The organism is Brevundimonas sp. SH203 (genome assembly GCF_002157625.1).
Classification (GTDB): domain Bacteria; phylum Pseudomonadota; class Alphaproteobacteria; order Caulobacterales; family Caulobacteraceae; genus Brevundimonas.
Genome location: NZ_BDMM01000005.1, coordinates 229636 through 253402, shown reverse-complemented (window position 1 = coordinate 253402; position 23767 = coordinate 229636). Strand labels below are relative to the sequence as shown.

General features: G+C 68.3%; 23 protein-coding genes and 1 tRNA gene. 12 read left to right on the top strand and 12 right to left on the bottom strand.

The window, feature by feature from the left end:
- Positions 1-22 precede the first annotated feature (22 nt).
- From SH203_RS12420 to SH203_RS12410, 3 genes are all read left to right on the top strand, one after another.
- Positions 23-355 (top strand): metalloregulator ArsR/SmtB family transcription factor, encoded by a 333-nt coding sequence (locus tag SH203_RS12420; protein WP_087121330.1) that lies wholly within the window; start codon positions 23-25, stop codon positions 353-355.
- Positions 356-423: 68 nt separating this feature from the next.
- On the top strand, positions 424-864 hold the full coding sequence (locus SH203_RS12415; RefSeq protein ID WP_087121250.1) for a DUF350 domain-containing protein: 441 nt from the start codon (positions 424-426) through the stop codon (positions 862-864).
- 16 nt (positions 865-880) lie between these two features.
- A complete protein-coding gene (locus SH203_RS12410; RefSeq protein ID WP_087121249.1) occupies positions 881-1711 on the top strand; it encodes a serine protease in 831 nt (276 codons plus the stop codon).
- 427 nt (positions 1712-2138) lie between these two features.
- On the opposite strand, the gene SH203_RS15920 is transcribed toward SH203_RS12410, so the two are convergent.
- The 3 genes from SH203_RS15920 to SH203_RS12395 form a co-directional block, all read right to left on the bottom strand.
- The gene (locus tag SH203_RS15920; protein ID WP_087121248.1) at positions 2139-5018 is read right to left on the bottom strand and encodes a pitrilysin family protein; all 2880 of its coding nucleotides are present in this window, start codon (positions 5016-5018) and stop codon (positions 2139-2141) included.
- Between the two features lie 241 nt (positions 5019-5259).
- Complete coding sequence (locus SH203_RS12400) at positions 5260-5685, bottom strand: type II toxin-antitoxin system PemK/MazF family toxin (protein WP_087121247.1); 426 nt, start codon at positions 5683-5685, stop codon at positions 5260-5262.
- 48 nt (positions 5686-5733) lie between these two features.
- Positions 5734-6621 (bottom strand): isoaspartyl peptidase/L-asparaginase family protein, encoded by an 888-nt coding sequence (locus SH203_RS12395; protein ID WP_087121246.1) that lies wholly within the window; start codon positions 6619-6621, stop codon positions 5734-5736.
- A gap of 145 nt (positions 6622-6766) precedes the next feature.
- Between SH203_RS12395 and SH203_RS12390 the strand changes: the two genes are divergently transcribed.
- Positions 6767-7762 (top strand): NADPH:quinone oxidoreductase family protein, encoded by a 996-nt coding sequence (locus SH203_RS12390; protein WP_087121245.1) that lies wholly within the window; start codon positions 6767-6769, stop codon positions 7760-7762.
- A 477-nt stretch (positions 7763-8239) separates the two neighbouring features.
- Here the strand turns inward: SH203_RS12390 and SH203_RS12380 are convergent, their stop codons facing one another.
- Positions 8240-8638, bottom strand: a complete 399-nt coding sequence (locus SH203_RS12380) for a YkvA family protein (RefSeq protein ID WP_087121243.1) — start codon at positions 8636-8638, stop codon at positions 8240-8242.
- 55 nt (positions 8639-8693) lie between these two features.
- Here SH203_RS12380 and SH203_RS12375 point away from each other — a divergent pair, with 55 nt between their 5' ends.
- The 4 genes from SH203_RS12375 (at position 8694) to SH203_RS12360 (ending at position 12221) form a co-directional block, all read left to right on the top strand.
- Complete coding sequence (locus tag SH203_RS12375; RefSeq protein ID WP_087121242.1) at positions 8694-9476, top strand: SDR family NAD(P)-dependent oxidoreductase; 783 nt, start codon at positions 8694-8696, stop codon at positions 9474-9476.
- Between the two features lie 220 nt (positions 9477-9696).
- Positions 9697-9771, top strand: a tRNA-Gly gene (locus SH203_RS12370).
- A gap of 69 nt (positions 9772-9840) precedes the next feature.
- Positions 9841-11397 carry a cryptochrome/photolyase family protein gene (locus tag SH203_RS12365; protein ID WP_087121241.1) on the top strand — a complete coding sequence of 519 codons (1557 nt, stop codon included), beginning with the start codon at positions 9841-9843 and terminating at the stop codon, positions 11395-11397.
- Positions 11398-11465: 68 nt separating this feature from the next.
- Positions 11466-12221 (top strand): M48 family metallopeptidase, encoded by a 756-nt coding sequence (locus SH203_RS12360; protein ID WP_087121240.1) that lies wholly within the window; start codon positions 11466-11468, stop codon positions 12219-12221.
- On the opposite strand, the gene SH203_RS12355 is transcribed toward SH203_RS12360, so the two are convergent.
- Genes SH203_RS12355 through ccmA form a run of 6 tightly spaced genes read right to left on the bottom strand, consistent with a single transcriptional unit; the run spans position 12222 to position 15421 of the window.
- Positions 12222-12494 (bottom strand): hypothetical protein, encoded by a 273-nt coding sequence (locus tag SH203_RS12355; RefSeq protein ID WP_087121239.1) that lies wholly within the window; start codon positions 12492-12494, stop codon positions 12222-12224.
- Between the two features lie 54 nt (positions 12495-12548).
- On the bottom strand, positions 12549-13112 hold the full coding sequence (locus SH203_RS12350; RefSeq protein WP_087121238.1) for a DsbE family thiol:disulfide interchange protein: 564 nt from the start codon (positions 13110-13112) through the stop codon (positions 12549-12551).
- Positions 13109-13324 (bottom strand): heme exporter protein CcmD, encoded by a 216-nt coding sequence (ccmD, locus tag SH203_RS12345; protein ID WP_087121237.1) that lies wholly within the window; start codon positions 13322-13324, stop codon positions 13109-13111. The genes SH203_RS12350 and ccmD overlap by 4 nt, the downstream gene beginning before the upstream one ends.
- Positions 13325-13328: 4 nt before the next feature.
- Positions 13329-14048, bottom strand: coding sequence for a heme ABC transporter permease (locus tag SH203_RS12340; protein ID WP_087121236.1), 720 nt, complete (start codon positions 14046-14048; stop codon positions 13329-13331).
- Positions 14049-14087: 39 nt separating this feature from the next.
- A complete protein-coding gene (gene ccmB, locus SH203_RS12335) occupies positions 14088-14801 on the bottom strand; it encodes a heme exporter protein CcmB (RefSeq protein WP_087121235.1) in 714 nt (237 codons plus the stop codon).
- Entirely contained in the window at positions 14798-15421 is a 624-nt protein-coding gene (gene ccmA, locus SH203_RS12330; protein ID WP_087121234.1) for a heme ABC exporter ATP-binding protein CcmA, read from the bottom strand. Before ccmA ends, ccmB begins: the two co-directional genes overlap by 4 nt.
- Before the next feature lie 367 nt (positions 15422-15788).
- Between ccmA and acnA the strand changes: the two genes are divergently transcribed.
- The 3 genes from acnA to SH203_RS12315 all read left to right on the top strand — a co-directional run bounded on the left by acnA (position 15789) and on the right by SH203_RS12315 (position 19597).
- Positions 15789-18515 (top strand): aconitate hydratase AcnA, encoded by a 2727-nt coding sequence (acnA, locus tag SH203_RS12325; protein ID WP_087121233.1) that lies wholly within the window; start codon positions 15789-15791, stop codon positions 18513-18515.
- Between the two features lie 135 nt (positions 18516-18650).
- Positions 18651-19118, top strand: a complete 468-nt coding sequence (locus SH203_RS12320; protein ID WP_087121232.1) for an antitoxin Xre/MbcA/ParS toxin-binding domain-containing protein — start codon at positions 18651-18653, stop codon at positions 19116-19118.
- 2 nt (positions 19119-19120) lie between these two features.
- Entirely contained in the window at positions 19121-19597 is a 477-nt protein-coding gene (locus tag SH203_RS12315) for an RES family NAD+ phosphorylase (RefSeq protein ID WP_087121231.1), read from the top strand.
- A gap of 6 nt (positions 19598-19603) precedes the next feature.
- On the opposite strand, the gene SH203_RS12310 is transcribed toward SH203_RS12315, so the two are convergent.
- Positions 19604-20503 carry a hydrogen peroxide-inducible genes activator gene (locus SH203_RS12310; protein WP_087121230.1) on the bottom strand — a complete coding sequence of 300 codons (900 nt, stop codon included), beginning with the start codon at positions 20501-20503 and terminating at the stop codon, positions 19604-19606.
- Between the two features lie 142 nt (positions 20504-20645).
- Here SH203_RS12310 and katG point away from each other — a divergent pair, with 142 nt between their 5' ends.
- Entirely contained in the window at positions 20646-22916 is a 2271-nt protein-coding gene (gene katG, locus SH203_RS12305; protein ID WP_087121229.1) for a catalase/peroxidase HPI, read from the top strand.
- Positions 22917-22989: 73 nt separating this feature from the next.
- On the opposite strand, the gene SH203_RS12300 is transcribed toward katG, so the two are convergent.
- Positions 22990-23766 carry a glutaminyl-peptide cyclotransferase gene (locus SH203_RS12300; RefSeq protein ID WP_087121228.1) on the bottom strand — a complete coding sequence of 259 codons (777 nt, stop codon included), beginning with the start codon at positions 23764-23766 and terminating at the stop codon, positions 22990-22992.
- Between the last annotated feature and the right edge of the window lies 1 nt (position 23767).

Here is a 23767-nt window from a genome sequence, read left to right as displayed (position 1 = left end):
GCAAATCGCTTAAATGCCGATCATGCAGCGCGTGTTCGAAGCCCTCTCCAGCCCCATCCGGCGCAAGATTCTGGCCTATCTGGCCCATGCCGACCTGACGGCGGGGGAGATCGCGGCCAAGTTCGAGATCTCCAAACCCGCGGTGTCGCAGCATCTGTCGGTGCTGGAAGTCGCCGGTCTGGTGACGAGCGACAAGAAGGGCCAGTACGTCCATTACAGCTTGGCGCCGGATCAACTGACCAACACCCTGAACGGTTATGTCCAGGAGATCTGTCCGGTCGCCAAGCCGCTGAAGCGCGAAAGCGCGGCGTTGGCCAAGGCGCGAAAGGACAACCAGGACGGCGGCGTGCTGTAATCTTTAGTCACAAGGTGTGGCCGCGCCGCGCTTGCGGATTGGGGCGGCAATCGGGCAAGGCGTGGGGCATGGACCCGTCCCTGTCGAACGTGCTGTCGAGCGCCGAGGTTCAGGCCTTCGCCTCGGGCTTTCCGGTCATGGTGATGCACCTGATCGTGACCCTGCTGCTGCTGGCGGCGGGGGCCACGGTCTATGCGATGCTGACGCCGTGGAAAGAGGTCGAGCTGATCCGTCAGGGCAACACGGCGGCGGCCATCGCCTTCGCCGGGGTGCTGGTGGGCCTGGCCGTGCCGCTGGCGGTGTCCCTGGCGGTGTCGACCTCGGTGCGCGACATCGCCATCTGGGGCGTGGCGACGGTGGTGCTGCAGCTGCTGGCGTTCCGGGTCGTGGACCTGCTGCTGAACGGACTGCCCGAGCGCATCCGGCACGGAGAGATTTCGGCGGCGGTGGTGCTGCTGGGGGCCAAGCTGGCGACGGCGGTGATCCTGTCCGCCGCCCTGACCGGCTGATCGGCCGGGCGACGTCATGCAGTTTCCGCGCCTGCCGGACTGGGCCATCTACGGGGCGGTGGCGGCCGTTCTCCTGGCCGTGTCGTTGGGTCGGCGCGAGAACGCCGACGCCCCGCCTGCGCCCCCCGCCGCCGATGTCGAGGAGGGGCCGCTGCTGGGGCCGATCACGCCGTTCGATACGGCCGTGACCATCGACGCGGGCGAGACGCCGTTCCAGCCGTCGTCCGGCACCGCCTTCTCCATCGCCGGGCGCGGCCGGTGGATCACCGCGCGCCATGTGGTCGAGGGCTGCCGCAAGCCGGCGCTGGTGGTGGGGCCGGGCCGGGCGGTGGCGGCGGACGTGCGGCTGGCGCCGCGCGCGGACGTGGCGCTTCTGATCACCGACGGCGGCCCGGCGGCCCTGCCCGTGGCGGTGCGCGAGCCGCTGAGAAAAGGACAGAGGGCCTTCCACCCCGGCTTTCCGCAGGGGCGGCCGGGCGAGGTGACGTCGCGCCTGCTGGGTCGCGAGACGCTGAAGGTGTTCGGACGCGGCGCGCGCGAGGAGCCGGTGCTGGCCTGGGCCGAGGTCGGGCGCACCGACGGGCTGGAGGGGACGCTGTCGGGCCTGTCGGGCGCGCCGGCGCTGGATTCGCAAGGGCGGGTGGTGGGCGTGACCATCGCCGAGGCGCCGCGCCGGGGTCGCATCTACACCACCGCGCCCGAGACCTTCGGCCGCGCCATCCGGGGCGAACAGACCCGGGCGGAGGCGGCGCAGGGGCCGGCGGTGACGACCGAGGACTATGGCCAGGTGTCGAACACCCTGAGACGCGACCTGCGGGTGGCCCAAGTGGTTTGCCTGGCGGTCTGAAGGCCGAATTGCACCGAAGAAAAATGGTGCAATTAGTGCAATTGGCTTTTCAGGCGACTGTAAAATAAGGGAAATCTACGGGCCGAGTTTGCACCTGTGCAATTGGGCGGTCGGCGTGTCCCTCGGGGCTGGAAAACGGCCGAGACGTTTGGGATCGCGATGTCAAAGACCGGGGGAGATCATAACCCCGGTTCGGACCGTGTATGGCTGAAAGACGCTGTCGGTCAGCAAGTTGTTGAAAAGACGATGTTTCGGTCGCCGGAATATGAGGGCTGGCGATCAACAACGCCTATCCCTCCCCGAGACGGGGAGGGTGGCCGAGCGACGCGAGGTCGGGTGGGGGCGGCGGACGCTCTCTTACGGACCTGCTGGTGGTACGCTGCGCGACCCCCCTCCCCCGCAGGGGGAGGGAGATCTGTTTGCGCCATTACTTCAGCGCGCCGGTGTTCAGGTTCAGGGCGCCGGCCTCGATGACTTCGAGGTTCGGGTGTTTGGCCCGCAGGGCGTCCAGGAATTTGGAGCCGTCGCCGACGATCACCAGGCTGGCGCGATTGGCCGGCAGGTGTTGGGCGAAGGCGGCCTGGACCTGGTCGGGAGTGACGGCGCGGACCCGGCCGGCGTAGTCGGCGAGATCGCTCATCGGCAAATCATAGAGCGCCAGGTTGGCGACCAGCGTCCCCAGACCGTCCACCGTCTCCAGAGAGCGGCCGAAGCCGCCGATCAGGGTGGCGCGGCGTGGGGCCAGGTCGGCGGCCGTCGGGGTCTCGGTTCCCAGTTTGGCGATCTCGGCCAGGATCAGGTCGGCGACCTCGTCGGCGGTCTCGTTCTTGGTCTGGGTCGAGGCGGTGAAGACGCCCGCATCGGCCCGCGCGCCCAGTGACGACGAGGCGCCGTAGGACAGACCGCGCTTGATGCGGATTTCCTGGTTCAGCCGCGACGAGAAGCCGCCGCCGAGCAGGCTGTTGCCCAGGGTCAGGGGGAAGAAGTCCGCGTCCGTGCGCGACACGCCGCGCAGGGCGGCGACCACGGCGGCCTGACCCGCGCCGGGCTGGTTCACCACGACGATGCGCGGGGCCAGGGTCTGACCGGCCGGATCGGCGGCGTCCGTCGGGGCGGCGCCCGTCGGACGCCAGTCGCCGAACGCCTGCTGCGCCAGGGCGCGGGCGGCGGCGGGGGTGATGTCGCCAGAGAAGACCAGGGTCGCGTCCGACGGCCGATAGCGGGCGGCATGGAAGGCGGCGACATCGGCCGGGGTGATGGCCGGCACGGTCTGGGGCGTGCCCGATCCCGGCGCGCCATAGGGGGCGTCGCCATAGATGACGCGGCCCACGGTCATGCCGGCGATGGCGGCCGGCTGGCTGAGGGCGACGCGCAGGCCGTCCAGCGTCTGGGCCTGCTGACGCTCCAGCTCCTCGCCGGCGAAGGCGGGGTTCTTCACCAGATCGGCCATCAGGGCGACGGTCGCGGGGAAGGCGTTGGCCGGGGCGTTGGCATAGACGTTGGAGAAGTCCACGCCCGCCGAGGCGCCGACCGACGCGCCCAGCTGTTCGATCTGGGTGGCGATTTCGGGCGCCGTCTTCGTTGTGGTGCCCTGGGTCAGCAGGGAGGCGGTCAGGGCGGCGACCCCGGCCTTGCCCGCCGGATCGTCGGACGAGCCGGCCTTGAAGCTGAGGCGGGCCGAGACCAGCGGCAGGCCGTTGGTCGGGGCGACCAGGACGCGCAGGCCGTTGTCGAGGCGGAAGTCGGCGACGGCCGGGGTTACGGGGGCGACCTCCGGCCCCGGCTGGGGCAGGCGCACGCGCTCGGCCTCGGGCAGCAGGACGGCGGGGGCGCCGGCGGGGGCCAGGTCCGCGACCTTGACCGGCGCATCGACGTTCATCTTCTGCACCGAGGCCGGATTCTTGTCGTCGGCGGCCAGATAGGTGATCGTCGACTGGCGCTGGGGCGTCAGATATTTGCGCGCGACGCGCTGGACGTCGGCGATGGTGACGGCCTGGATCTGGGCCACCTCCTGGTCGGCGGCGGCGGCCGATCCGGTGTTGATCAGCGAATAGCCCAGGGCGGTGGCGCGGTCGTCCACCGTCTCGCGGCCGCGCAGGGCGTTGGCGACCAGCTCGTTCTTGGCCTCGGCCAGCTCCTCGGCGGTGATCGGGGCGTCGCGCAGTTTGGCGATCTCTTCGTTCAGGGCGGCGACGCCCTCTTCGGCCGTGTGACCCTGGGCCATGATGGCCAGGGCCGACAGATTGCCGGCCTGCTGGGCGAAGTCGGGGGTGGAGCCGATCTGGGCCGCGATCTGCTTGTCATAGACCAGCGAGCGATAAAGGCGGCTGGACTCGCCGGTCGACAGCACGCCGTCCAGAACCGTCAGGGCGGCGCGGTCGGGGTCGGCGTATTTGACCGTGGGCCAGGCGATGACCGCGGCCGGCAGCGGCACGTTCGGCGCATAATAGGTGACGTTGCGGGGCGCCGTCGGCTCGGGCTCGACCACATGGTTGGCCGGGATGGGCGTGGTCGGGTTCTTCAGCGGGGTGAAATACTGGTCGATCCAGCGGTCCAACTGGGCCTGGTCGAAATTGCCGGCCACGATCAGATAGGCGTTGTCGGGCCGATAGTAGGTGGCGTGGAAGCGGCGCACGTCGTCCAGCGACGAGGCCTCAAGCTCCTCGATCGAGCCGATGCCCGGGCGGCGATAGGGGCTGTCCTGATAGATGGTTTCCGGCACGAACAGGCCGAACAGGCGTCCATAGGGATTGGCCAGGATGCGCTGACGATATTCCTCCTTCACCACGTCGCGTTCGGCGACGAAGGTCGGCTCGTCCACGACCAGCGACCCCATGCGGTCGGCCTCGGCGAACAGCATCCGCTCCAGATGGTTGGCGGGCACGGTCTCGAAATAGGCGGTGGTGTCGTCGGCGGTGAAGGCGTTGTTGGAGCCGCCCACGTCCTCGGTCAGCCGGTCGAAGGTCTCGGGCGGCAGGTTTTTGGTGGACTTGAACATCAGGTGTTCGAACAGGTGGGCGAAGCCCGAACGGCCAGCCGGATCGTCCTTGGAACCGACCTTGTACCAGACCTGGACCGTCACGTTCGAGGCGGCCGTGTCGCGCGCCGTATAGACCTCAAGCCCATTGGGCAGGACGCGCCGGGTGAAGCCCAGCGGGGGCACGGTCACGCCCTGCGGCGCCTGGACCGCCGCAGGGGCAGGCGCAGGGGCGGGCGCGCTGTCGGCGAAGGCGGGGGCGGCGAGGCCGAGAAGGAGGGCCGAGGCGGCGGCCCCGACTTTGAGCGTGGCGGTCAGGCGGAATGTCATGGGGGGCTCCGAAGCCCGGAACGCCGGGCGCCCGGACCCTAACAGCGATCGTGCGTCTTGCACCTTACCGAGATGTAATGAAGCGCGCCTTGGCGGCGAAAAGGAAAAAGCCTCGCCGGAGCGAGGCTTTCTACGCCGTGCAAAGAGCTTGCATTCGCCCCAGAATGCACGACGGCCTCTTGCGAGGTCTCAGACGCGGATTGCTGACGCCAGAGCCGCTAACGGTCGCTGATCTATTGAGTTACAGGCTTTTTGTCAAGTGGGCCAAGCCCAGGCCTGCGAGAATGCAGCCCCGTATTGTTCTTAGATTATCGCTGGTTATGGTCGAGAAACAGTATTCGCGTTTGCCTTGCCGGCTTTTCGCCAGTCGGATGAAGTCAAGTCGCGATAAGGCCACGGCGACCATCATGTCTGCCTTGACCCATACGCCCTTTTTATCGAGCCAGTCCGGAAGCAGATCGGGCAGATCGATCTGGCAGTGAAACTGCATCACCGGGTCGGGCGCCGTAGTCGATAGGGGAACGACCGTGCAAAGGCCCGGTCTGGCGACGATCTTTGGGCTGACGACGACGACCGGGCGGCGCTTGACCATTTCTGGCGGTGTAAAGCCGCTGTCGAAGTCGCACATCAGGATCGTGCCGATCTTCGGATGTTCACGGATCGCCATAGCCTGGGTTCGCCCATCGAGACGAACTCGTCAATCCTTGCGTGTGTTTCACTCGCTGGGGAAGACGCGCACGCCGATCTCGCCGGCGGTGGTCAGCCAGGCGTGTTTCATGCCCTGGCTGTTGAAGGGGGCGGCGATATTTCCGGCGGCGTCCAGGGCGATCATGCCGCCGTCGCCGCCCCGGCCCTGGCCGTCGAGCTGTCCGATCTGGTCGATCACGGCCTGGGTCGCGTCGGCCAGGGTCTGGCCGGCGGCCACGCGCCAGGCGGCCTGGGCGGCGGCGGCGACGCGGATGAAATATTCCCCCTGGCCGGTGCAGGAGGCGGCGGCCTTGTCGTCGGCCCAGGTTCCGGCGGCGGGGATGGGGGTGTCGCCGACCCGGCCCGGCATCTTGCCAAACACCCCGGCGGTCGAGGTGGCGGCGGCGAGGCGGCCCTGGCTGTCCAGCACACAGCAGCCGACGGTGCCGTGGCTGAGGGCGCCGGGCGGATGGTTGTCCTCGCCCTTGCCGGCGCCGGTGAACCAGGCCGCCTCGTCGACGATCGGCTCCAGCCCCTGGTCGTGGGCGAACAGGGCCGCGCCCTCGCCCGCCAGCATGACGTGGGGCGTGCGCTCCATCACCGCGCGGGCGGCGACGACGGGGTTGCGGAACCCCTGCAGGGCGGCGACGGCGCCGGCGCGGCGGGTCGATCCGTCCATGATGCTGGCGTCCAGCTCATAGGCGCCGGCCAGATTGGGCGAGGCGCCCTTGCCGGCGACATAGAGGCCCGAATCTTCCAGCATGACGACGGCGGCCGCAGCCACGTCCAGGGCGCTGTCGCCCGCGTCCAGCCGCGCCTTCATGGCCTCGACCACTTCACGCATATGCACGACCTCGGCGTCGTAGTTGCGTTCGCGCCGGGCGCCGGCGCCGCCGTGGAGGATGAGGGCGGTCATGGGATTGTCCTGAACCTTGTTTCGGTCGCCTCTTTCAAACGGGCGTGGCGCTCTTTAGCGTCACGATGAAGGCCGCGCCATGTCGGTCGAAGGGAAACGGGCCTCAAGTAGCGCGAAGCGCGGTAGGCCAAGAAAGGAAATCTTGATGCGCGCTGTTCTGTCCAAGACCGCCGGCGGTCCCGAAACCCTGGTGGTGGAGGATGTCCTCGATCCCACGCCCAAGGCGGGCGAGGTCGTCATCGAGGTCAAGGCGGTGGGGATCAACTATCCCGACACATTGATCATCGAGGACAAGTATCAGTTCCGGCCGGAACGCCCCTTCTCGCCCGGCGCCGAGGTCGCGGGCGTGGTCGAGGCGGTGGGCGAGGGCGTCAAGGGCGTGCGCAAGGGCGACCGCGTCATCGCCGTGCCCGGCTGGGGCGGCCTGGTCGAACGGCTGGCGGTGCGGGCCGAGACGGTCATCCCCATCCCCGACGCCATGAGCTTCGAGGAGGCGGCGGCCCTGGTGATGACCTATGGCACCAGCTATTACGCGCTGAAGGACCGGGCGCAGCTGAAGGCCGGAGAGACGCTGCTGGTTCTGGGCGCCGCCGGGGGCGTGGGCGCCGCCGCCGTGGAGCTGGGCAAGGCCATGGGCGCGCGCGTGGTCGCCGCCGCCTCGACCAACGACAAGGTGCAGTTCGCCCTGGAAATGGGGGCCGACAACGGCCTGATCTATCCGTCCGGCCCGATGGACAAGGCCGCGCAAAAGGAACTGTCGGGCGAGTTCAAGCTGGCGACGGGCCGCGACGGGGCGGACGTGGTCTATGATGCGGTGGGCGGCGACTACGCCGATCCGGCGCTGCGGGCCATGGACTGGAACGGTCGCTATCTGGTGGTCGGCTTCCCGGCGGGTATCCCGTCCCTGCCGCTGAACCTGACCCTGTTGAAGTCGGTGTCGGTGATCGGCGTCTTCTGGGGCGCGGCGGTGATGCGCGATCCCAAGGCCCACGCCGCCAACATGGCCGAACTGATGCAGATGTACGCCGACGGCAAGATCAAGCCGCGCGTGTCCAAGACCTTCCCGCTGGAAAAGGCCGGCGAGGCGATCCAGGCCCTGGGCGACCGTCAGGCCATGGGTAAGGTCGTGGTGACGATATAAATGGAGCTACAGTTGTGGTCGAAGAAGCATGATAAAAATCGGCTCAATCAACTCGTGTGGCACGGGTTGCTGCACCAATAACAGCCATTGACTTTGTTGAAATGTAACCGTGCTGCTGAAACAGCAGAACTACATCCGAAATGTTCTCCGAGATATGTTCGATCGGAAGGTAAGTACGAGCAATCTTGTTTGTGAACCTCATGGTCGCCATTGGTTTGAGAGCGATTGTTTACATAATATGACGCCATATCTTCCTCCAGAAATTAAATTTTGGCCTGCGTCTGAAAATCATAGACGCTTATGTTCACTTATTGTTCCAACCTGATAGGGCAACGTCAAGGCGAAATTTTCGCCAACCAAAAATTGTCTTGGATTTTCGGGCGGCCGCAACGAAATCGACTGAAAGCGATACGCAGGATTTGACCTGGTCCGATCTAGAGCTTCTTGACCCTTTTCTCTCGCGAGAAAGAGTGAGACCTATTTCGTCTTCAACCGCTCCAGCGCCTCTTCGGCCTGGTCGCGGTGGCGGCGTTTGATGTTGGCGCCCAACGTGGCCAGCAGGGCGGCGATGACTGCCGCGTCGTCGGTGTAGCCGATGCCGGCGAAGATGTCGGGAATGGCGTCGATGGGCATGACGAAATAGGCCAGGCCCGCGAAGATCATCCCCTTGGCCGCCAGCGGCGTCTCGGGATCGCGCGCCGAATACCAGGCCGCCAGCGCCTGGTCCGCGAAGGGGATGCGGGCGGCCGTGCGCCGAATCTTGGGCCAGAAGCCCCGGGTCACGCGCACCTCGTTGACCTTGACCACGGACGGGACCAGCGCCTTCTTCGGGTCCAGGGCGTCGGACGGATCGGCGGGTTTGGCTTTGGCGGTCATGGCCGCTAAATCCTCAAACGAAACTCAGGTTCAACGCAATATAGGAACGATCAGGATGAAACTCGACAGCAGCATCGCCGCGGTGGTCACGGGCGGCGCCTCGGGCCTTGGCGAGGGCACGGCCCGCGCCATCGCCGCCACCGGCGCCAAGGTCGCCCTGTTCGACCTGAACGCCGAAAAGGGCGAGGCCGTCGCGGCCGAGATCGGCGGCGTCTTCTGCCAGGTGGACGTGACCGACGACGCCTCGGTCGCCTCAGCCTTCGAAAAGGCCCGCGCGGCCCACGGCCAGGAGCGTCTGACCGTCAACTGCGCCGGCATCGCCACCGGCATGAAGACCGTCTCGCGCAAGAAGGACACCGGCGAGATCAAGGCCCACGACATGGCCCAGTTCGAACGCACGGTGCGGGTCAATCTGTTCGGCACCTTCCGCGTCCTGTCGCAATCGGCGGCGGGCATGGTGACGCTGGAGCCGATGGCGGACGGCGAGCGCGGCCTGATCGTCAACACCGCCTCGGTGGCGGCCCAGGACGGCCAGATCGGCCAGGCGGCCTATTCGGCGTCCAAGGGCGGGGTTTACGCCATGACCCTGCCGGTCGCGCGCGATCTGGCCCAGGAAGGCGTGCGCTGCAACACCATCCTGCCCGGCATCATGTGGACGCCGATGATGGCCGGCATGGACCAGAAGATCCAGGACGCCCTGGCCGCCGCCATCCCCTTCCCCAGCCGTCTGGGCACGCCGGCCGACTATGCGTCGCTGGTGCTGGAGCTGGCGCGCAACGTCTATATCAACGGCGAGTGCATCCGCCTGGACGGCGCGATCCGACTGGCGCCGCGCTGACTTTTTGAGGGCGCTATCGCTCGCCGCCCGGCGGCTCGCTGCTTGAGCGCGAAGGCGCTCGGGCGGCGAGCGGCGGAGCGTTCCAGAGGCGGCGGTCCAGGGTCCAATCCGGCTCAAGTCGCGCGAAGCGAGATAGTCGAAAAAAGAGCTTGCAGGATCGTTCAACCCTCCGCTATACGCCCCCTCCTCGACGGGGCGCACACGTAGCGCCTTACGGATTGCGGGCGTAGCTCAGGGGTAGAGCACAACCTTGCCAAGGTTGGGGTCGGGCGTTCGAATCGCCTCGCCCGCTCCATGTCGGGATGCAAATAAAAACGGGTCTGGCCGGTCGGTCAGGCCCGTTTTTGCGTTCAGGCCCCGACGCATGACGACGGAGGCGGGATTGGCGGTTCTGAGGCTGGTGCTGGGCGACCAGCTGTCGGACGATTTGAGCGCGCTGGATGGGCTGGACCCCGCCGCCGACGTCATACTGATGGCCGAGGTGCGCGACGAGGCGACCTATGTGCGCCACCACAAGCAGAAGATCGCCCTGGTCTTCGCCGCCATGCGCAACCACGCCGAACGGCTGAGGGGGCGGGGCGCCACGGTGCGCTATGTGCGGATCGACGATCCTGACAACACCGGCTCCATCGCCGGCGAACTGGCCCGCGGGCTGGAGGCCGGGGATTTCGACGCCGTCGTCATGACCGAATGCGGCGAGTGGCGGCTGGCCGAGTTTTTGGCCGCCTTCGCCGAAGGGGCGGGTCTGCCGGTCGAAATCCGACCCGACCGCCGTTTCATCTGCTCGCACGACCGTTTCCGGCGCTGGGCCTCGGGCAAGTCGCAGCTGAGGATGGAGTTCTTCTATCGCGAGATGCGCCGGGCGACCGGGCTTCTGATGGACGGCGACCAGCCGGAGGGCGGGCGCTGGAACTATGACGCGGAAAACCGCAAGAAACTGCCGAGGGACATGACGCCGCCCGCGCGGCTGCGTATTGCGCCCAATGCGGTCGCGCGCCAGGCGATGGAGGATGTCGAGCGGCTGTTTCCCGACCATTTCGGCGCGCTGGACGGCTTCGGCTGGCCGACCACGGCCGAGGAGGCGGAGAGGGTTCTGGACGACTTTCTGTCCACCGTCCTGCCCGGCTTCGGCGACTGGCAGGATGCGATGGCGGAAGGCCGACCGTGGATGTGGCACGGGCTGATCTCGACCGCGATCAATCTGGGCCTGCTGGACCCGCTGGATGTCTGTCGCCGGGCGGAGGCCGTCTATCGCGCTGGGGCGGCGCCGCTGAACGCCGTGGAGGGGTTCATTCGACAGATCCTGGGCTGGCGCGAGTTCGTCCGGGGAATCTACTGGCTGAAGGCGCCGGAGTATCGGGCGCGAAATTTTCTGGACGCCGACCGGGCCCTGCCCTGGTTCTACTGGTCGGGCGAGACGGACATGGCCTGCGTCGCCGACGTGGTGAAGACGACGCGCGACAACGCCTACGCCCACCATATCCAGCGGCTGATGGTGACGGGCAATCTGGCCCTGCTGCTGGGCGTGCATCCCGATCAGGTCGACGACTGGTATCTGTGCGTTTACGCCGACGCCTACGAATGGGTGGAGATGCCCAATACGCGCGGCATGGCCCTGTTCGCCGACGGGGGGATCGTGGGGTCCAAACCCTATGCGGCCTCGGGGGCCTATATCGACCGGATGAGCGACTACTGCGGGGCCTGCCGCTATGATGTGAAGAGCAAGAGCGGCGACGCCGCCTGCCCGTTCAACCGGCTGTACTGGGGTTTCCTTGAGCGCAATCGCCGCCGCCTGCGCGACAACCCTCGCCTGGCCATGCCTTACAAGACCCTGGACGGCTTCGGCGAGGCGAAGCGCGCCGCCCTGACCGCCGAAGCCGACGCCTGCCGCATCCTGCTGGGCGCGACGCCGGTGGGGTGAAATCGGAACCTGGACCGAGGGGACGGGATTTGCTTGGCTGTTGCGCCAATTTGCCAAGAGGTCGTCTCGTGATCCTGTCCCGTCGTCATGCTTTCGTCCTGACCGTCGCCGTGGCGGCGTCGGCCCTGTCGGCCTGCGCCTATAACGAGGCGCTGGGGCGCAATCAGTTTCTGCTGGTGGACAATGCGGCCCTGTCGCAGCAGTCGGCGGCGGCGTGGCGCGAGGCCATCGCCAGGCCGGGCGTGAAGACCACCGGCGCCCAGGTCGACCGCATCCGGCGCGTCGGCGACCGGCTGGTGCAGGCGGCGGGTCTGGGGAACCGGACCTGGGACTATGCGGTCTTCACCGAGGCCAGCCCCAACGCCTTCGTCCTGCCGTCCGGCCAGATCGGGGTGACGACCAGCCTTCTGGCCCTGGTTCAGAACGACGACCAGTTGGCCAGCGTGATCGGGCACGAGATCGGCCACGTCGTCGCCAACCACGCCGCCGAGCGGGCGTCCAGCCAGACGGCGACCAGCATCGGACTGGCGGCGGTCGGGGGCGCGGCCGGGCGCTATGGCGACGCGGTGAACGCCTATGGCGGGCTGGCGGCGCAGTATGGCCTGCTGCTGCCCTATTCGCGTCGGGACGAGCTGGAGGCGGATCGGCTGGGCGTCGACTATATGCAGGCCGCCGGGTTCAGGCCGTCGCAGGCCGTGGCCCTGTGGCGGCTGATGGCGGCGCAGCGTCAGACCCAGACGCCGCAGTTCGCCTCGACCCACCCATCGGACGCGACGCGGATCGAGATGCTGCAGCAATATATCGCCAGCCGGGGCTGGAACTGATCAGACGCGGATGTCGAGGTAGGAGCCGGGGCGCAGGATTCTCGGCTCCTCGCGCGCGGGCGGGGCGGCGGGCGCCTGGACCGGCCGGGCGGGCGTGGCGGTGCGGATCGCGGACATGACGGCTGCGGCCGGCGCCGGAGCGGGGGCGGACTGAGGCGCAGGTGTCTGGTTAAGGGCGGCGCGGAAGAAGGCCGCCTGGGCGTTGCGCGCGCTGGGCAGATCGAGGCCCTGGGCGGGCGTGTTCAACGGCAGGCCGGGGCGAATCGCGCTCATGCCGGCATGGTTAACGCAATCCCTCGAAAAAGGGTTAACGCGCCTTGAGCGGCTTTACGGTTTGGCGGTCGGCAGAGGTCGCGGCGGGGCCTGCATGGAGGCCACCAGCCGGTCGATGTCGGCGTCGTTCAGCAGCGGACCCGACTGTTTGGCGGTGATCCGGCCCATGGCGTCGACGGCGAAGGTCTCGGGCACGCCGGAAATGCCCAGGTCCAGGCCCGCCCGGCCCTCGCGGTCCACCAGCACCATGGAATAGGGATCGCCCATCTCGTCCAGGAAGGCGCGGGTGGCGACCGGCTCGTCCTTGTAGGCGACTCCGACGACGGCGACGCCGCGCGCCTTGAGCGCCAGCAGTTTGGGATGTTCGATCCGGCACGGCGCGCACCAGGAGGCGAAGACGTTGATCAGCATGGGCCGACCGACCCCGGCCGTCTTCAGGTCCAGATGTCCCGGCCCCGCCTGGTCGCCCGACAGCAGGGGCAGGACGGTCTCGGGGATGGGCTGGCCGACCAGGGCGTCGGGCTTGAAGGCCGGGTCGCGCTTCAGCGACCAGCCGATGAACAGGGCCGCCAGCGCCGCCAGGACCGCCAGAGGCAGAAGGGCCAGCCAGCGGTTCACGGGCGAAGCCCGTTTTCTTTTGGCGCTACCGCGCTTCGCGCTGCTTGAGCGCCGTCGGTCTTAGTGTCGGCCGCCTCAAGTCGGGCCAGTTCGCGCTTCCATTTGCGGGCGACGGCGAAGGCGCGGACGGTCAGGGCGGTCAGGACCAGGGCGCTGATCCCCCAGGCGGGCCAGACGAAGGCGGCGTAGGGGGTCATGTCGAGGTCGAGCATGGCTTCAGGCCTCCTGAGCCAGACGGGCGCGCAGGGTCATGACGCGGCGGCGGCGGATTTCGGTGCGGATCGCCGTCAGCCACAGGGCCAGGAACAGCACCCCATAGGCCGCCAGCATGGTCAGGAAGGGCGGCAGATAGACCGGATCGAGGCCCGACGAACCGGGCGTCAGGAAGCTGGCGGGCTGATGCAGGGTGTTCCACCAGTCGACCGAGAACTTCACGATCGGCAGGTTGATCAGACCGACCAGACCCAGGACGGCGGCGGCGCGTCCGGCTTTCTGCTCGTCGTCGATGGAGGCCCTCAGCGCCATATAGCCGAGGTAGAAGAGGAACAGCACCAGCACGCTGGTCAGGCGCGCGTCCCACACCCACCAGGTTCCCCACATCGGCTGGCCCCACAGGGAGCCGGTGATCAGGGCGAGCGCCGTGAAGGCGGCGCCCGGCAGGGCGGCGGCGCGGGCGGCGGCGTCGGCCAGGGCGTGGCGGAAGACGAGCGCGAAGAAGCTGGAGACCCCCAGCGCCGCATAGGCCCCCAGGCCCCAGGTGGCGGCGGGGACATGGACGAACATGATCCGCACCGTGTCGCCCTGCTGATAATCGGCCGGGACGGTGAAGCCGAGCCAGGCGCCGACGCCCAGCAGCACGGCGGCGAGCCCCCACAGAACGGGCGTCAACGGGCCGGTGAAGGCCATGAAGCGCTGCGGATTGGACAGGCCGAACATCGGTTCAGCGCTTACGCGGCGAAGGGGCGGCGGGCAAGCTCACCCTTGCGCGTTGCGAACGGCGGCGGCCCCGGCGAAGGGGGCGACGACGGCGGCGAACAGGACGTAGGCGCCGAGCAACGCCAGGGCCGGGCCGACCGGCTGGCTAGATGCGGCGCGCTCCAGGGCGCCGGCGCCGAAGACCACGGGCGGGATGAACAGGGGCAGGACCACGACCGCGATCAGCAGGCCGCCGCGCCTGGCCCCCAGCGCCAGCGCCGCGCCCAGCGCCCCGGTAAAGGCGAAGCCCGCCCCGCCGATGGCGGCGGTCAGGGCGACCAGCGGCGTCAGCGACGCGGGCAGGCCGAGCGCCAGGGCGGCGACGGGGGCGGTCAGGGCCAGGGGCAGGCCGATGGCGATCCACTGGGCCAGGGCCTTGATCAGCACCACCTGCTCCAGCGCCAGATGGCCGAGCGCCAGCAGGTCCATCGCGCCGTCCTCCAGATCGCGCTCGAACAGCCGCTCCAGCGACAGGAGGGACGCCAGCGCCAGCGCCAGCCAGGCGACGCCGCCCGCCACCGGGGCCAGGGTGCGCGGATCGCCGCCCGCCGCCAGCGGCAGCAGGGCGGTCAGACAGGCGAAGAAGCCGCAGGCCAGAAGCGGCCCCCCGCCCCCGCCCCAGGCCAGATCCATCTCGCGCTCCAGCAGGACGCGGGTGGCGCCGCGCAGGCCGGGCGGACGCGGCTCCTGATCCCGCGACGGCGGACGGTTCATGTCAGCCCTCCCAGGTCCAGACTGCGCGCGGGCAGGGGCAGGGGGTCGTGGACGGCGGCGACGATCAAGCCGTCGGCGTCCAGATGACGCTGCATCTGTTCGGCGAAGGCCGCGCGCCAGCGGGCGTCCAGCGGCGCCATCGGTTCGTCCAGCAGCCACAGAGCGCGCGGCGATCCGATCAGCCGCCCCATCGCCAGACGACGGCGCTGGCCGGCGGACAGGCGACGCACCTCAAGGTCCATCAGGGGGGCGAGGCCGAAGGCCTGAACGGCGTGATCGACGCCATATTGGGTGTGGCCCAGCCAGTCGCACTGGAACCCCAGCTCCTCGCGCGCCGTGCGTCCGCCCTTCAGCCCGTCGAAATGGCCGAGGAAATGGGTCTCTCGCCCGCGCGCCTCGCGGGGGTCCAGCGGATTGCCGTCGCCGTCGTGGAAGGCGACCGTTCCCGCGTCGGGCCGCAGCAGGCCGGCGATGGCGCGCAGCAGGCTGGTCTTGCCCGCTCCATTGGCGCCCGTCAGGGTCAGGATCTCGCCGGAGCGCAGCGTCAGGTCCAGACCATCGAACAGCCGCCGCTCGCCGCGCGACACGGTCAGGCCGGAAAGGGCGAGGGTGTGGATCATGACGGCGTCTCCCTCCCCGCTCCGGGGAGGGCGGTCGCGCAGCGACCGGGTGGGGGCGGCCCGGCAAGGACGCACGTCCCGGAACAGGTCAGATCGGCGATGAGACGCAGCGTCGCCCCCACCCGACCTCGCTCCGCTCGGCCACCCTCCCCGGAGCGGGGAGGGAGAGGCAGGGGGCGATTTCTGCGAACCCTTCTCAATGTCCTTGTCGAGGGTGTGGACACATGGACGGTCGGTTCAGGCGGGGCTATAGGCACGGTCGCCGCAGCAGGCTTTCGCCGCGCGCGCAGGGGCCCTGTGAGCCGCTGCGTCTGTCGCGCGAAGGCGCAACCGGATTGTCGGGCGGCGCTGACCAGAGGAACTCTCCATGCCGTCGATCGACAGCTTCAAGACCCGCCAGGACCTTTCCGTCGGGCGTAAGAAATACGCCTATTACAGCCTTCCCGCCGCCGAGGAAGCCGGTCTGACCGGGATTTCCCGCCTGCCGCGCTCGATGAAGGTGCTGCTGGAGAACCTGCTGCGTAACGAGGACGGGGTTTCCGTCACCGAGGACGACCTGAAGGCCGTCGCCGCCTGGGTCGAGAACAAGGGCTCGGTCGAGCACGAGATCGCCTTCCGTCCGGCCCGCGTGCTGATGCAGGACTTCACCGGCGTGCCCGCCGTGGTCGACCTGGCCGCCATGCGCGACGCCATGTCCGCCCTGGGCGCCGACGCCGCCAAGATCAACCCTCTGGTGCCGGTCGATCTGGTCATCGACCACTCGGTCATGGTCGACAACTTCGGCACGGCCAAGGCCTTCGGTCAGAACGTCGAGCGCGAGTACGAGCGCAACATCGAACGCTACAACTTCCTGCGCTGGGGGTCGTCGGCCTTCAACAACTTCCGCGTCGTGCCCCCCGGCACCGGCATCTGCCACCAGGTGAACCTGGAGAACCTGGCCCAGACCGTCTGGACGCTGGAAGAAGGCAAGAAGACCGTCGCCTATCCCGACACCGTCGTCGGCACCGACAGCCACACCACCATGATCAACGGCCTGGCCGTCCTGGGCTGGGGCGTCGGCGGCATCGAGGCCGAGGCCGCCATGCTGGGTCAGCCGATCCCGATGCTGATCCCCGAGGTCATCGGCTTCAAGCTGACCGGATCGATGCCGGAAGGCACGACGGCGACCGACCTGGTGCTGACCGTCACCCAGATGTTGCGCAAGAAGGGCGTGGTCGGCAAGTTCGTCGAATTCTTCGGCGACGCCCTGCCGAACATGACCATCGAGGACCAGGCGACCATCGCCAACATGGCCCCGGAATACGGCGCCACCTGCGGCTTCTTCCCCGTCTCGGCCGCCACCATCGGCTATCTGACCGCCACGGGCCGCGACAAGGCGCGCGTCGCCCTGGTCGAAGCCTACGCCAAGGCCCAAGGCCTGTGGATCGACGAGACCTCGGAAGATCCGGTCTTCTCCGACGTGCTGGAGCTGGACATCTCGACCGTCGTGCCGTCGCTGGCCGGTCCGAAGCGTCCGCAGGACCGCGTCGAACTGACCACCGCCGCCCCGGCCTTCGAAACCGCCCTGACCGACGTGTTCAATCGTCCGTCCGACGCCCCGCGCGCCGACGTCGAGGGTGAGAAGTTCTCGGTCGGCGACGGCGACGTGGTCATCGCGGCCATCACATCCTGCACCAACACCTCCAACCCGTCGGTGCTGATCGCCGCCGGTCTGGTGGCGCGCAAGGCCAATGCGCTGGGCCTGAAGGCCAAGCCGTGGGTCAAGACCTCGCTGGCCCCCGGCTCGCAGGTTGTCACCGACTATCTGACCGACGCCGGCCTGCAGAAGGACCTGGACGCCCTGGGCTTCAACCTGGTCGGCTATGGCTGCACCACCTGCATCGGCAACTCGGGCCCGCTGGACCCGGCCATCTCCAAGGCGATCAACGACAACGCCCTGGTCGCCACCTCGGTCCTGTCGGGCAACCGCAACTTCGAAGGTCGGGTGAACCCGGACGTCCAGGCCAACTATCTGGCCTCGCCGCCGCTGGTCGTGGCCTACGCCATCGCCGGTTCGATGCGGATCGACATCACCAAGGACCCGATCGGTCAGGACAAGAAGGGCAATGACGTTTTCCTGAAGGACGTCTGGCCGACCGCGCAGGAAATCGCCGACATCCAGCGCAAGTCCGTCACCCCCGCCATGTTCGCCAAACGCTACAAGGACGTGTTCAAGGGCGACAAGCACTGGCAGGCGATCAAGGTCACGGGCGGCCAGACCTACGAGTGGGACGACGCCTCCACCTATGTCGCCAACCCGCCCTATTTCGACGGCCTGTCGATGGACCTGACGCCGGTTCAGGACGTGGTCGAGGCCCGCGTTCTGGCCATCTTCGGCGACTCGATCACCACCGACCACATCAGCCCGGCCGGTTCGATCAAGAAGACTTCGCCCGCCGGCGTCTATCTGACCAACCACGGCGTCGAGGCGGCCGAGTTCAACAGCTACGGCGCCCGTCGCGGCAACCACGAAGTCATGATGCGCGGCACCTTCGCCAACATCCGCATCAAGAACCGCATCACGCCGGAAATCGAAGGCGGCGTAACCAAGCACTTCCCGTCGGGCGACACCATGTCGATCTACGACGCCGCCATGCGGTATCAGTCGGAAGGCCGTCCGCTGGTCGTCTTCGCCGGCAAGGAATACGGCACCGGCTCGTCGCGCGACTGGGCGGCCAAGGGCACCCGCCTGCTGGGCGTCCGCGCCGTCATCGCCGAAAGCTTCGAGCGCATCCACCGTTCGAACCTGGTCGGAATGGGCGTCGTGCCGCTGCAGTTCAAGCAGGACGGCTGGCAGAAGCTGGGCCTGACGGGCGAGGAGATCGTCACGATCCGCGGCCTGTCGGACGCCAACGTCGGCAAGCTGAAGCCGCGTCAGGACCTGTGGGTCGAGCTGTTCCGCCCGTCGGACGGCAAGATGGCCCGCTTCCCCGTGCGTTGCCGCATCGATAACCAGACCGAGCTGGACTATCTGCTGGCCGGCGGCGTCATGCCCTACGTCCTGCGCAACCTGGCCCGCGGCCCGGAAACCGAGGCCCCGATCGCCGCCGAATAGGTCGTGGTTCGCCGAGATTAAGGAAAGGGCCGGCGGAGCGATCCGCCGGCCCTTTTACCTTGGTCCGCTCTCGCTCTGGCGTCGGCGCCAAATGACGCCTATATTGTCGTCAAATGACGAAGGAAGAGCTTTCCGATGACCGCACTCGATCTCTACGCGCAGCCTGCGGCCCTGCCCGCCAGCGACGCGGCGCGGATCGGTCGGCTGCTGGGGCTGAAAGAGGATAAGGCGCTAGACGACGTGACCCTGGCCGATCAGGTGTCGCGGGGACTGAACCCCACCTCGGCCGCGGCCCTGGGCCAGGTGATCGGCATGCCTTCCGTTCTGGGCAAGCTGATTCCCGAGGCGACGCTGCGTCGCGCGCGCACCAGTCGCAAACCCCTGTCGCGCGAGATGAGCGAGCGCCTGTACGAAGTCAGTCGCGTGGTCGACGCCGTCAGCCGGACCTATCACGGGGACACGGCCGCTATCGTCCGGTTCCTGAACCGACCGCATCAGTTGCTCGGCGGGCGCACGCCCCTGGCCATGGCGCAGTCCAGTTCGGCCGGGGCGGACGCGGTGATCAATCTGGTTCGCCGCGCCGACGCCGGTTTCGCCGTCTAGGCATGGTCCGGGTTCTGGACGATGCGCTGAAGGCGTTCCGCATCGGCGATCCTCGCGGCGAATATCCGATCTGGAGCGACGGCGGCGCGCGTCTGGCGTCGGGGCGATGGCATGAGGCGGGCCAGCGCGTGATCTACGCCGCCGAACATTATTCGACCGCCATGCTGGAAAAGCTGGTGCATTTCGGCGGCGAACTGCCGAACGGTCAGCACTATGTCGAAGTCCACATTCCCGCCGGTCTGTCCTATGAGGTCGTCAACCCGGACCATGTTCCCGGCTGGGCCGAGCCTGGCGGGGCGGCGGCGCGCGCGTTCGGACGGGACTGGTTCGCCCAAGGGCGGTCGGCGCTGTTGATCGTGCCTTCGGTCGTGGCGCGGATGGAGCGGAACTTCGTGTTCAACGCCGTCCATGCCGATTTCGGCCGCATCAAGCCGGGGCTTGAGACCCCCGTCTGGTGGGATCAGCGCCTGTTCGACTGACGCGCCTCAGTCCAGCTTCAGCGCCTCGGCCAGCAGCCGGGCTTCGGCGGCGCGGCTGGAGCCGGAGCGCCAGGCGACGACGATTTCGCGATGGGGCGGGGCGCCGTCGGCCTGGTTTTCGAAGGCGCGGATGGCGACGGAGGGATTGTCGGCAAGGCCCGCCTGGACCGCCATCCGGGGCAGGAAGCTGACGCCGAGGCCCGAGCCGACCATCTGGACCAGCGTATGCAGGCTGGTGGCGGCGAAGACGTCGTCGCCGCGCGGCGCCTCGATGTCCAGCGCCGCCAGCGCATGGTCGCGCAGGCAATGGCCGTCCTCCAGCAGGATCAGATCCTGCGCCTTCAGCGCGCCGGGGCGGATGGGGCCGGGCGCGGCCAGGGCGTGGTCGTGGGGGGCGGCGGCCATGATCTCGTCGTCGCCGATGCGGGCGTGTTCGATGCCGTGCGCCTCATAGGGCAGGGCGATGACGGCGGCGTCGATCTGACCGGCCTTCAGCGCCGCGATCAGTCGGGGCGTCAGGTCCTCGCGGATGAACAGCTTCAAACTGGGATAGGCGGCCTTCACCGACGGCAGCTTGGCGGGCAGCAGGAAGGGGGCGACGGTCGGGATGACGCCCAGCCGGAACCGGCCGGACAGCAGGCGGCCGGCGTTCTTGGCCGCCTCGACCAAATCCTCGGTGCGGGCCAGAACGTCCTCGGCCCGGCGCACCGCCTCGACGCCCACGGCCGTCATGATGACGGCGCCGCGCGTGCGTTCGACGACAGGCGCGCCCAGGATGCGCTCCAGCTCCTGCACCCCGGCGCTGAGGGCGGGCTGGCTGACGTGGGCGGCCTCGGCGGCGCGGGAGAAACTGCCGTGTTCGGCCAGGAGCTTGAGATACTGAAGCTGTCTCAGGGTGGGGAGCATGGGTGTTACATAGGTTCGATCTATGATGAAATCAAAGACAATCGATTTGATCTATTGCCTGGCTTGGCGGCAAATGTCCCTGTGACCATCAGGGGCAAGGCCGCGCGACGCCGCGCCGCCCGCCCATCCGGGAGAGACGACCATGACCACCGAAGCCAAATGCCCCTTCTCCGGCCGCAAGAGCGAGCCGGTCGCGGGCGGCGGGACGCAGAACCGCGACTGGTGGCCGGGCCAGCTTCGCACCGACCTGTTGAACCAGCATTCGAACCGTTCCGACCCGCTGGGTCAGGGCTTCAGCTATGCCGAGGCGTTCAAGACGCTGGATTACGAGGCGCTGAAGGCGGACCTGCGGGCTTTGATGACCGATTCCCAGGACTGGTGGCCGGCTGACTTCGGTCACTACGGGCCGCAGTTCGTCCGCATGGCCTGGCACAGCGCCGGCACCTATCGCGTCGGCGACGGGCGGGGCGGCGGCGGCCGGGGCCAGCAACGGTTCGCGCCGCTGAACTCCTGGCCCGACAACGTCAACATCGACAAGTCGCGCCGCCTGCTGTGGCCGATCAAGCAGAAATACGGCCAGGCCATCTCCTGGGCCGACCTGCTGATCCTGACCGGCAACGTGGCGCTGGAGACGATGGGCTTCCGCACCTTCGGCTTCGTCGGCGGACGCGAGGATGTGTGGGAACCGGATCAGGACGTCTATTGGGGACGCGAAAGCACCTGGCTGGGCGGCGACCTGCGCTACGCCCACGGCTCGCACGGGGTGGACAAGCCGGCCGACGAGGCGGTGCTGGTCGCCGACGACAAGGCGGACGGGCAAAAGCATTCGCGCGATCTGGAGAACCCGCTGGCGGCGGTGCAGATGGGGCTGATCTACGTCAACCCCGAAGGGCCGGACGGCAATCCCGACCCGATCGCCGCCGCGCGCGACATCCGCGACACCTTCAAGCGGATGGCCATGAACGACGAGGAGACGGTGGCCCTGATCGCGGGCGGCCATACCTTCGGCAAGACCCACGGCGCCGGATCGGCCGATCACGTCGGCCCCGAGCCGGAGGCCGATGGTCTGGAGGCGCAAGGCCTGGGCTGGGCGTCCAGCTTCGGTTCGGGCAAGGCGGGTGACGCCATCACCAGCGGGCTGGAAGTCACCTGGACCCAGACCCCTGCCCAGTGGAGCAACTTCTTCTTCGAAAACCTGTTCGGCTTCGAATGGGAACTGGAGAAATCTCCGGCCGGCGCGCACCAGTGGGTGGCCAAGGATGCGGGAGAGATCATTCCCGACGCCCACGATCCGTCCAAGAAGAAGCGGCCGACCATGCTGACGACCGATCTGTCGCTGCGGTTCGACCCGGAATACGAGAAGATCTCGCGCCGTTTCCTGAACAATCCGCAGGCCTTCGCCGAGGCCTTCGCGCGGGCCTGGTTCAAGCTGACGCACCGCGACCTGGGACCGCGCTCGCGCTATCTGGGGCCGGAAATCCCGCGCGAGGTGCTGATCTGGCAGGACCCGGTTCCGGCCGTGGATCATCCGCTGATCGATGCGGCGGACGCGGCCGATCTGAAGGCGCGGATCGCCGCGACGGACCTGAGCCCGGCCGAACTGGTCGCCACCGCCTGGGCCTCGGCCTCGACCTTCCGGGGCGGGGACAAGCGCGGCGGGGCGAACGGCGCCCGCATCCGTCTGGCCCCGCAGAAGGACTGGGCCGTCAACCAGCCGGAGCTGCTGGACCGGGTGCTGAAGACGCTGGAACGGGTGCGGTTCGCCTTCAATCAGGATCAGACGGGCGGCAAGGCCGTATCTCTGGCCGACCTGATCGTTCTGGCCGGAAACCTGGGCGTCGAACAGGCGGCCAAGGCCGGCGGACATGCGGTCGACGTGCCGTTCAACCCCGGCCGGACGGACGCCAACCAGGCGCAGACGGATGTGGAATCCTTCGGCTATCTGGAGCCGGTCGCCGACGGGTTCCGCAACTTCCAGAAGGCGCGCTACAGCGTGCCGGCCGAGGCGCTGCTGATCGATCAGGCCCAGCGCCTGACCCTGACGGCGCCGGAGATGACGGTGCTGATCGGGGGCTTGCGCGCCATCAACATCAATGCGGGCGGCGCGACGCACGGCGTACTGACCGAGCGGCCGGGCGTGCTGTCCAACGACGTCTTCGTCAATCTGCTGGACATGGACGTGGCGTGGACCGCGACCTCGGACGCCAAGGATGTGTTCGAGGGCCGCGACCGGCGCACGGGCGAAGCGAAGTGGACCGGCACGCGGGTCGATCTGGTGTTCGGCTCCAACGCCGTGCTGCGGGCGCTGGCCGAGGTCTATGCCGGGTCGGACGCGCAAGGAAAGTTCGTCGCGGACTTCGTGGCGGCCTGGACCAAGGTGATGGAGCTGGATCGGTTCGACCTGAGGGGTTGAGCGAAAATCCACCGTCCTGTCGTCATTCCGGGTTCGTCCTGCGGACGCCCCGGAATGACGGGCCCTTGGCAGACTATTTCAGCCTGATCTCGAACAGCTGTGGCCAGCGTTTGCCGGTGACGAACAGGCGTTTGCCGGCGGCGTCCCAGGCGATGCCGTTGGCGACGTCGTCGTTGGGGTCGAGGCCGGCGTCCCGGGGGACCAGGGGGGCGAGGTCGATGAAGGCCGTGACCACGCCGGTCTCGGGGTCGATGCGGGCGATGCGGCTTTCCTGCCAGATGTTGGCGAAGACCTCGCCGTCGATCCATTCCAGCTCGTTGATCTGCTCCAGCGGGCGGCCGTCGGCGGTGACGGAGACGCGGCCGGTCTCGGCCAAGGTCTCGGGGTCGAGGAAGCGCAGCTGGTCGGTGCCGTCGCTCATGATCAGGCGCCGGCCGTCGGTGGTCAGGGCCCAGCCCTCGCCCGGATAGGAGAAGCCGCCCAGCGGCGAGAAGTCGTCCAGCTTCCAGATGAAGCCGATGTGGTTGCGCCAGGTCAGGCTGTAGAGCTTGCCGTTCAGCGTGGTCATGCCCTCGCCGAAATAGATGGTCGGCAGGTCGCGCTGGCGCTGAACCGCGCCGGTCTCCAGGTCCACCTTGCGGATGAAGGACGGATAGAGGCCGGTGCTTTCGTAGAGGGCGCCGTCGTGGAAGAAGAGGCCCTCGGTGAAGGCCGTGCGGTCGTGCGGATAGGCGCGCACGACCTCATAGGGCTGGACCGGAACCTCGGCGGCGGCCGGGCCGAACAGACCGCCCGCCGCCAGCAGCAGGCCCGCGGAAAGGCCGGCGATGCGGGACGACGGGTGGATCATG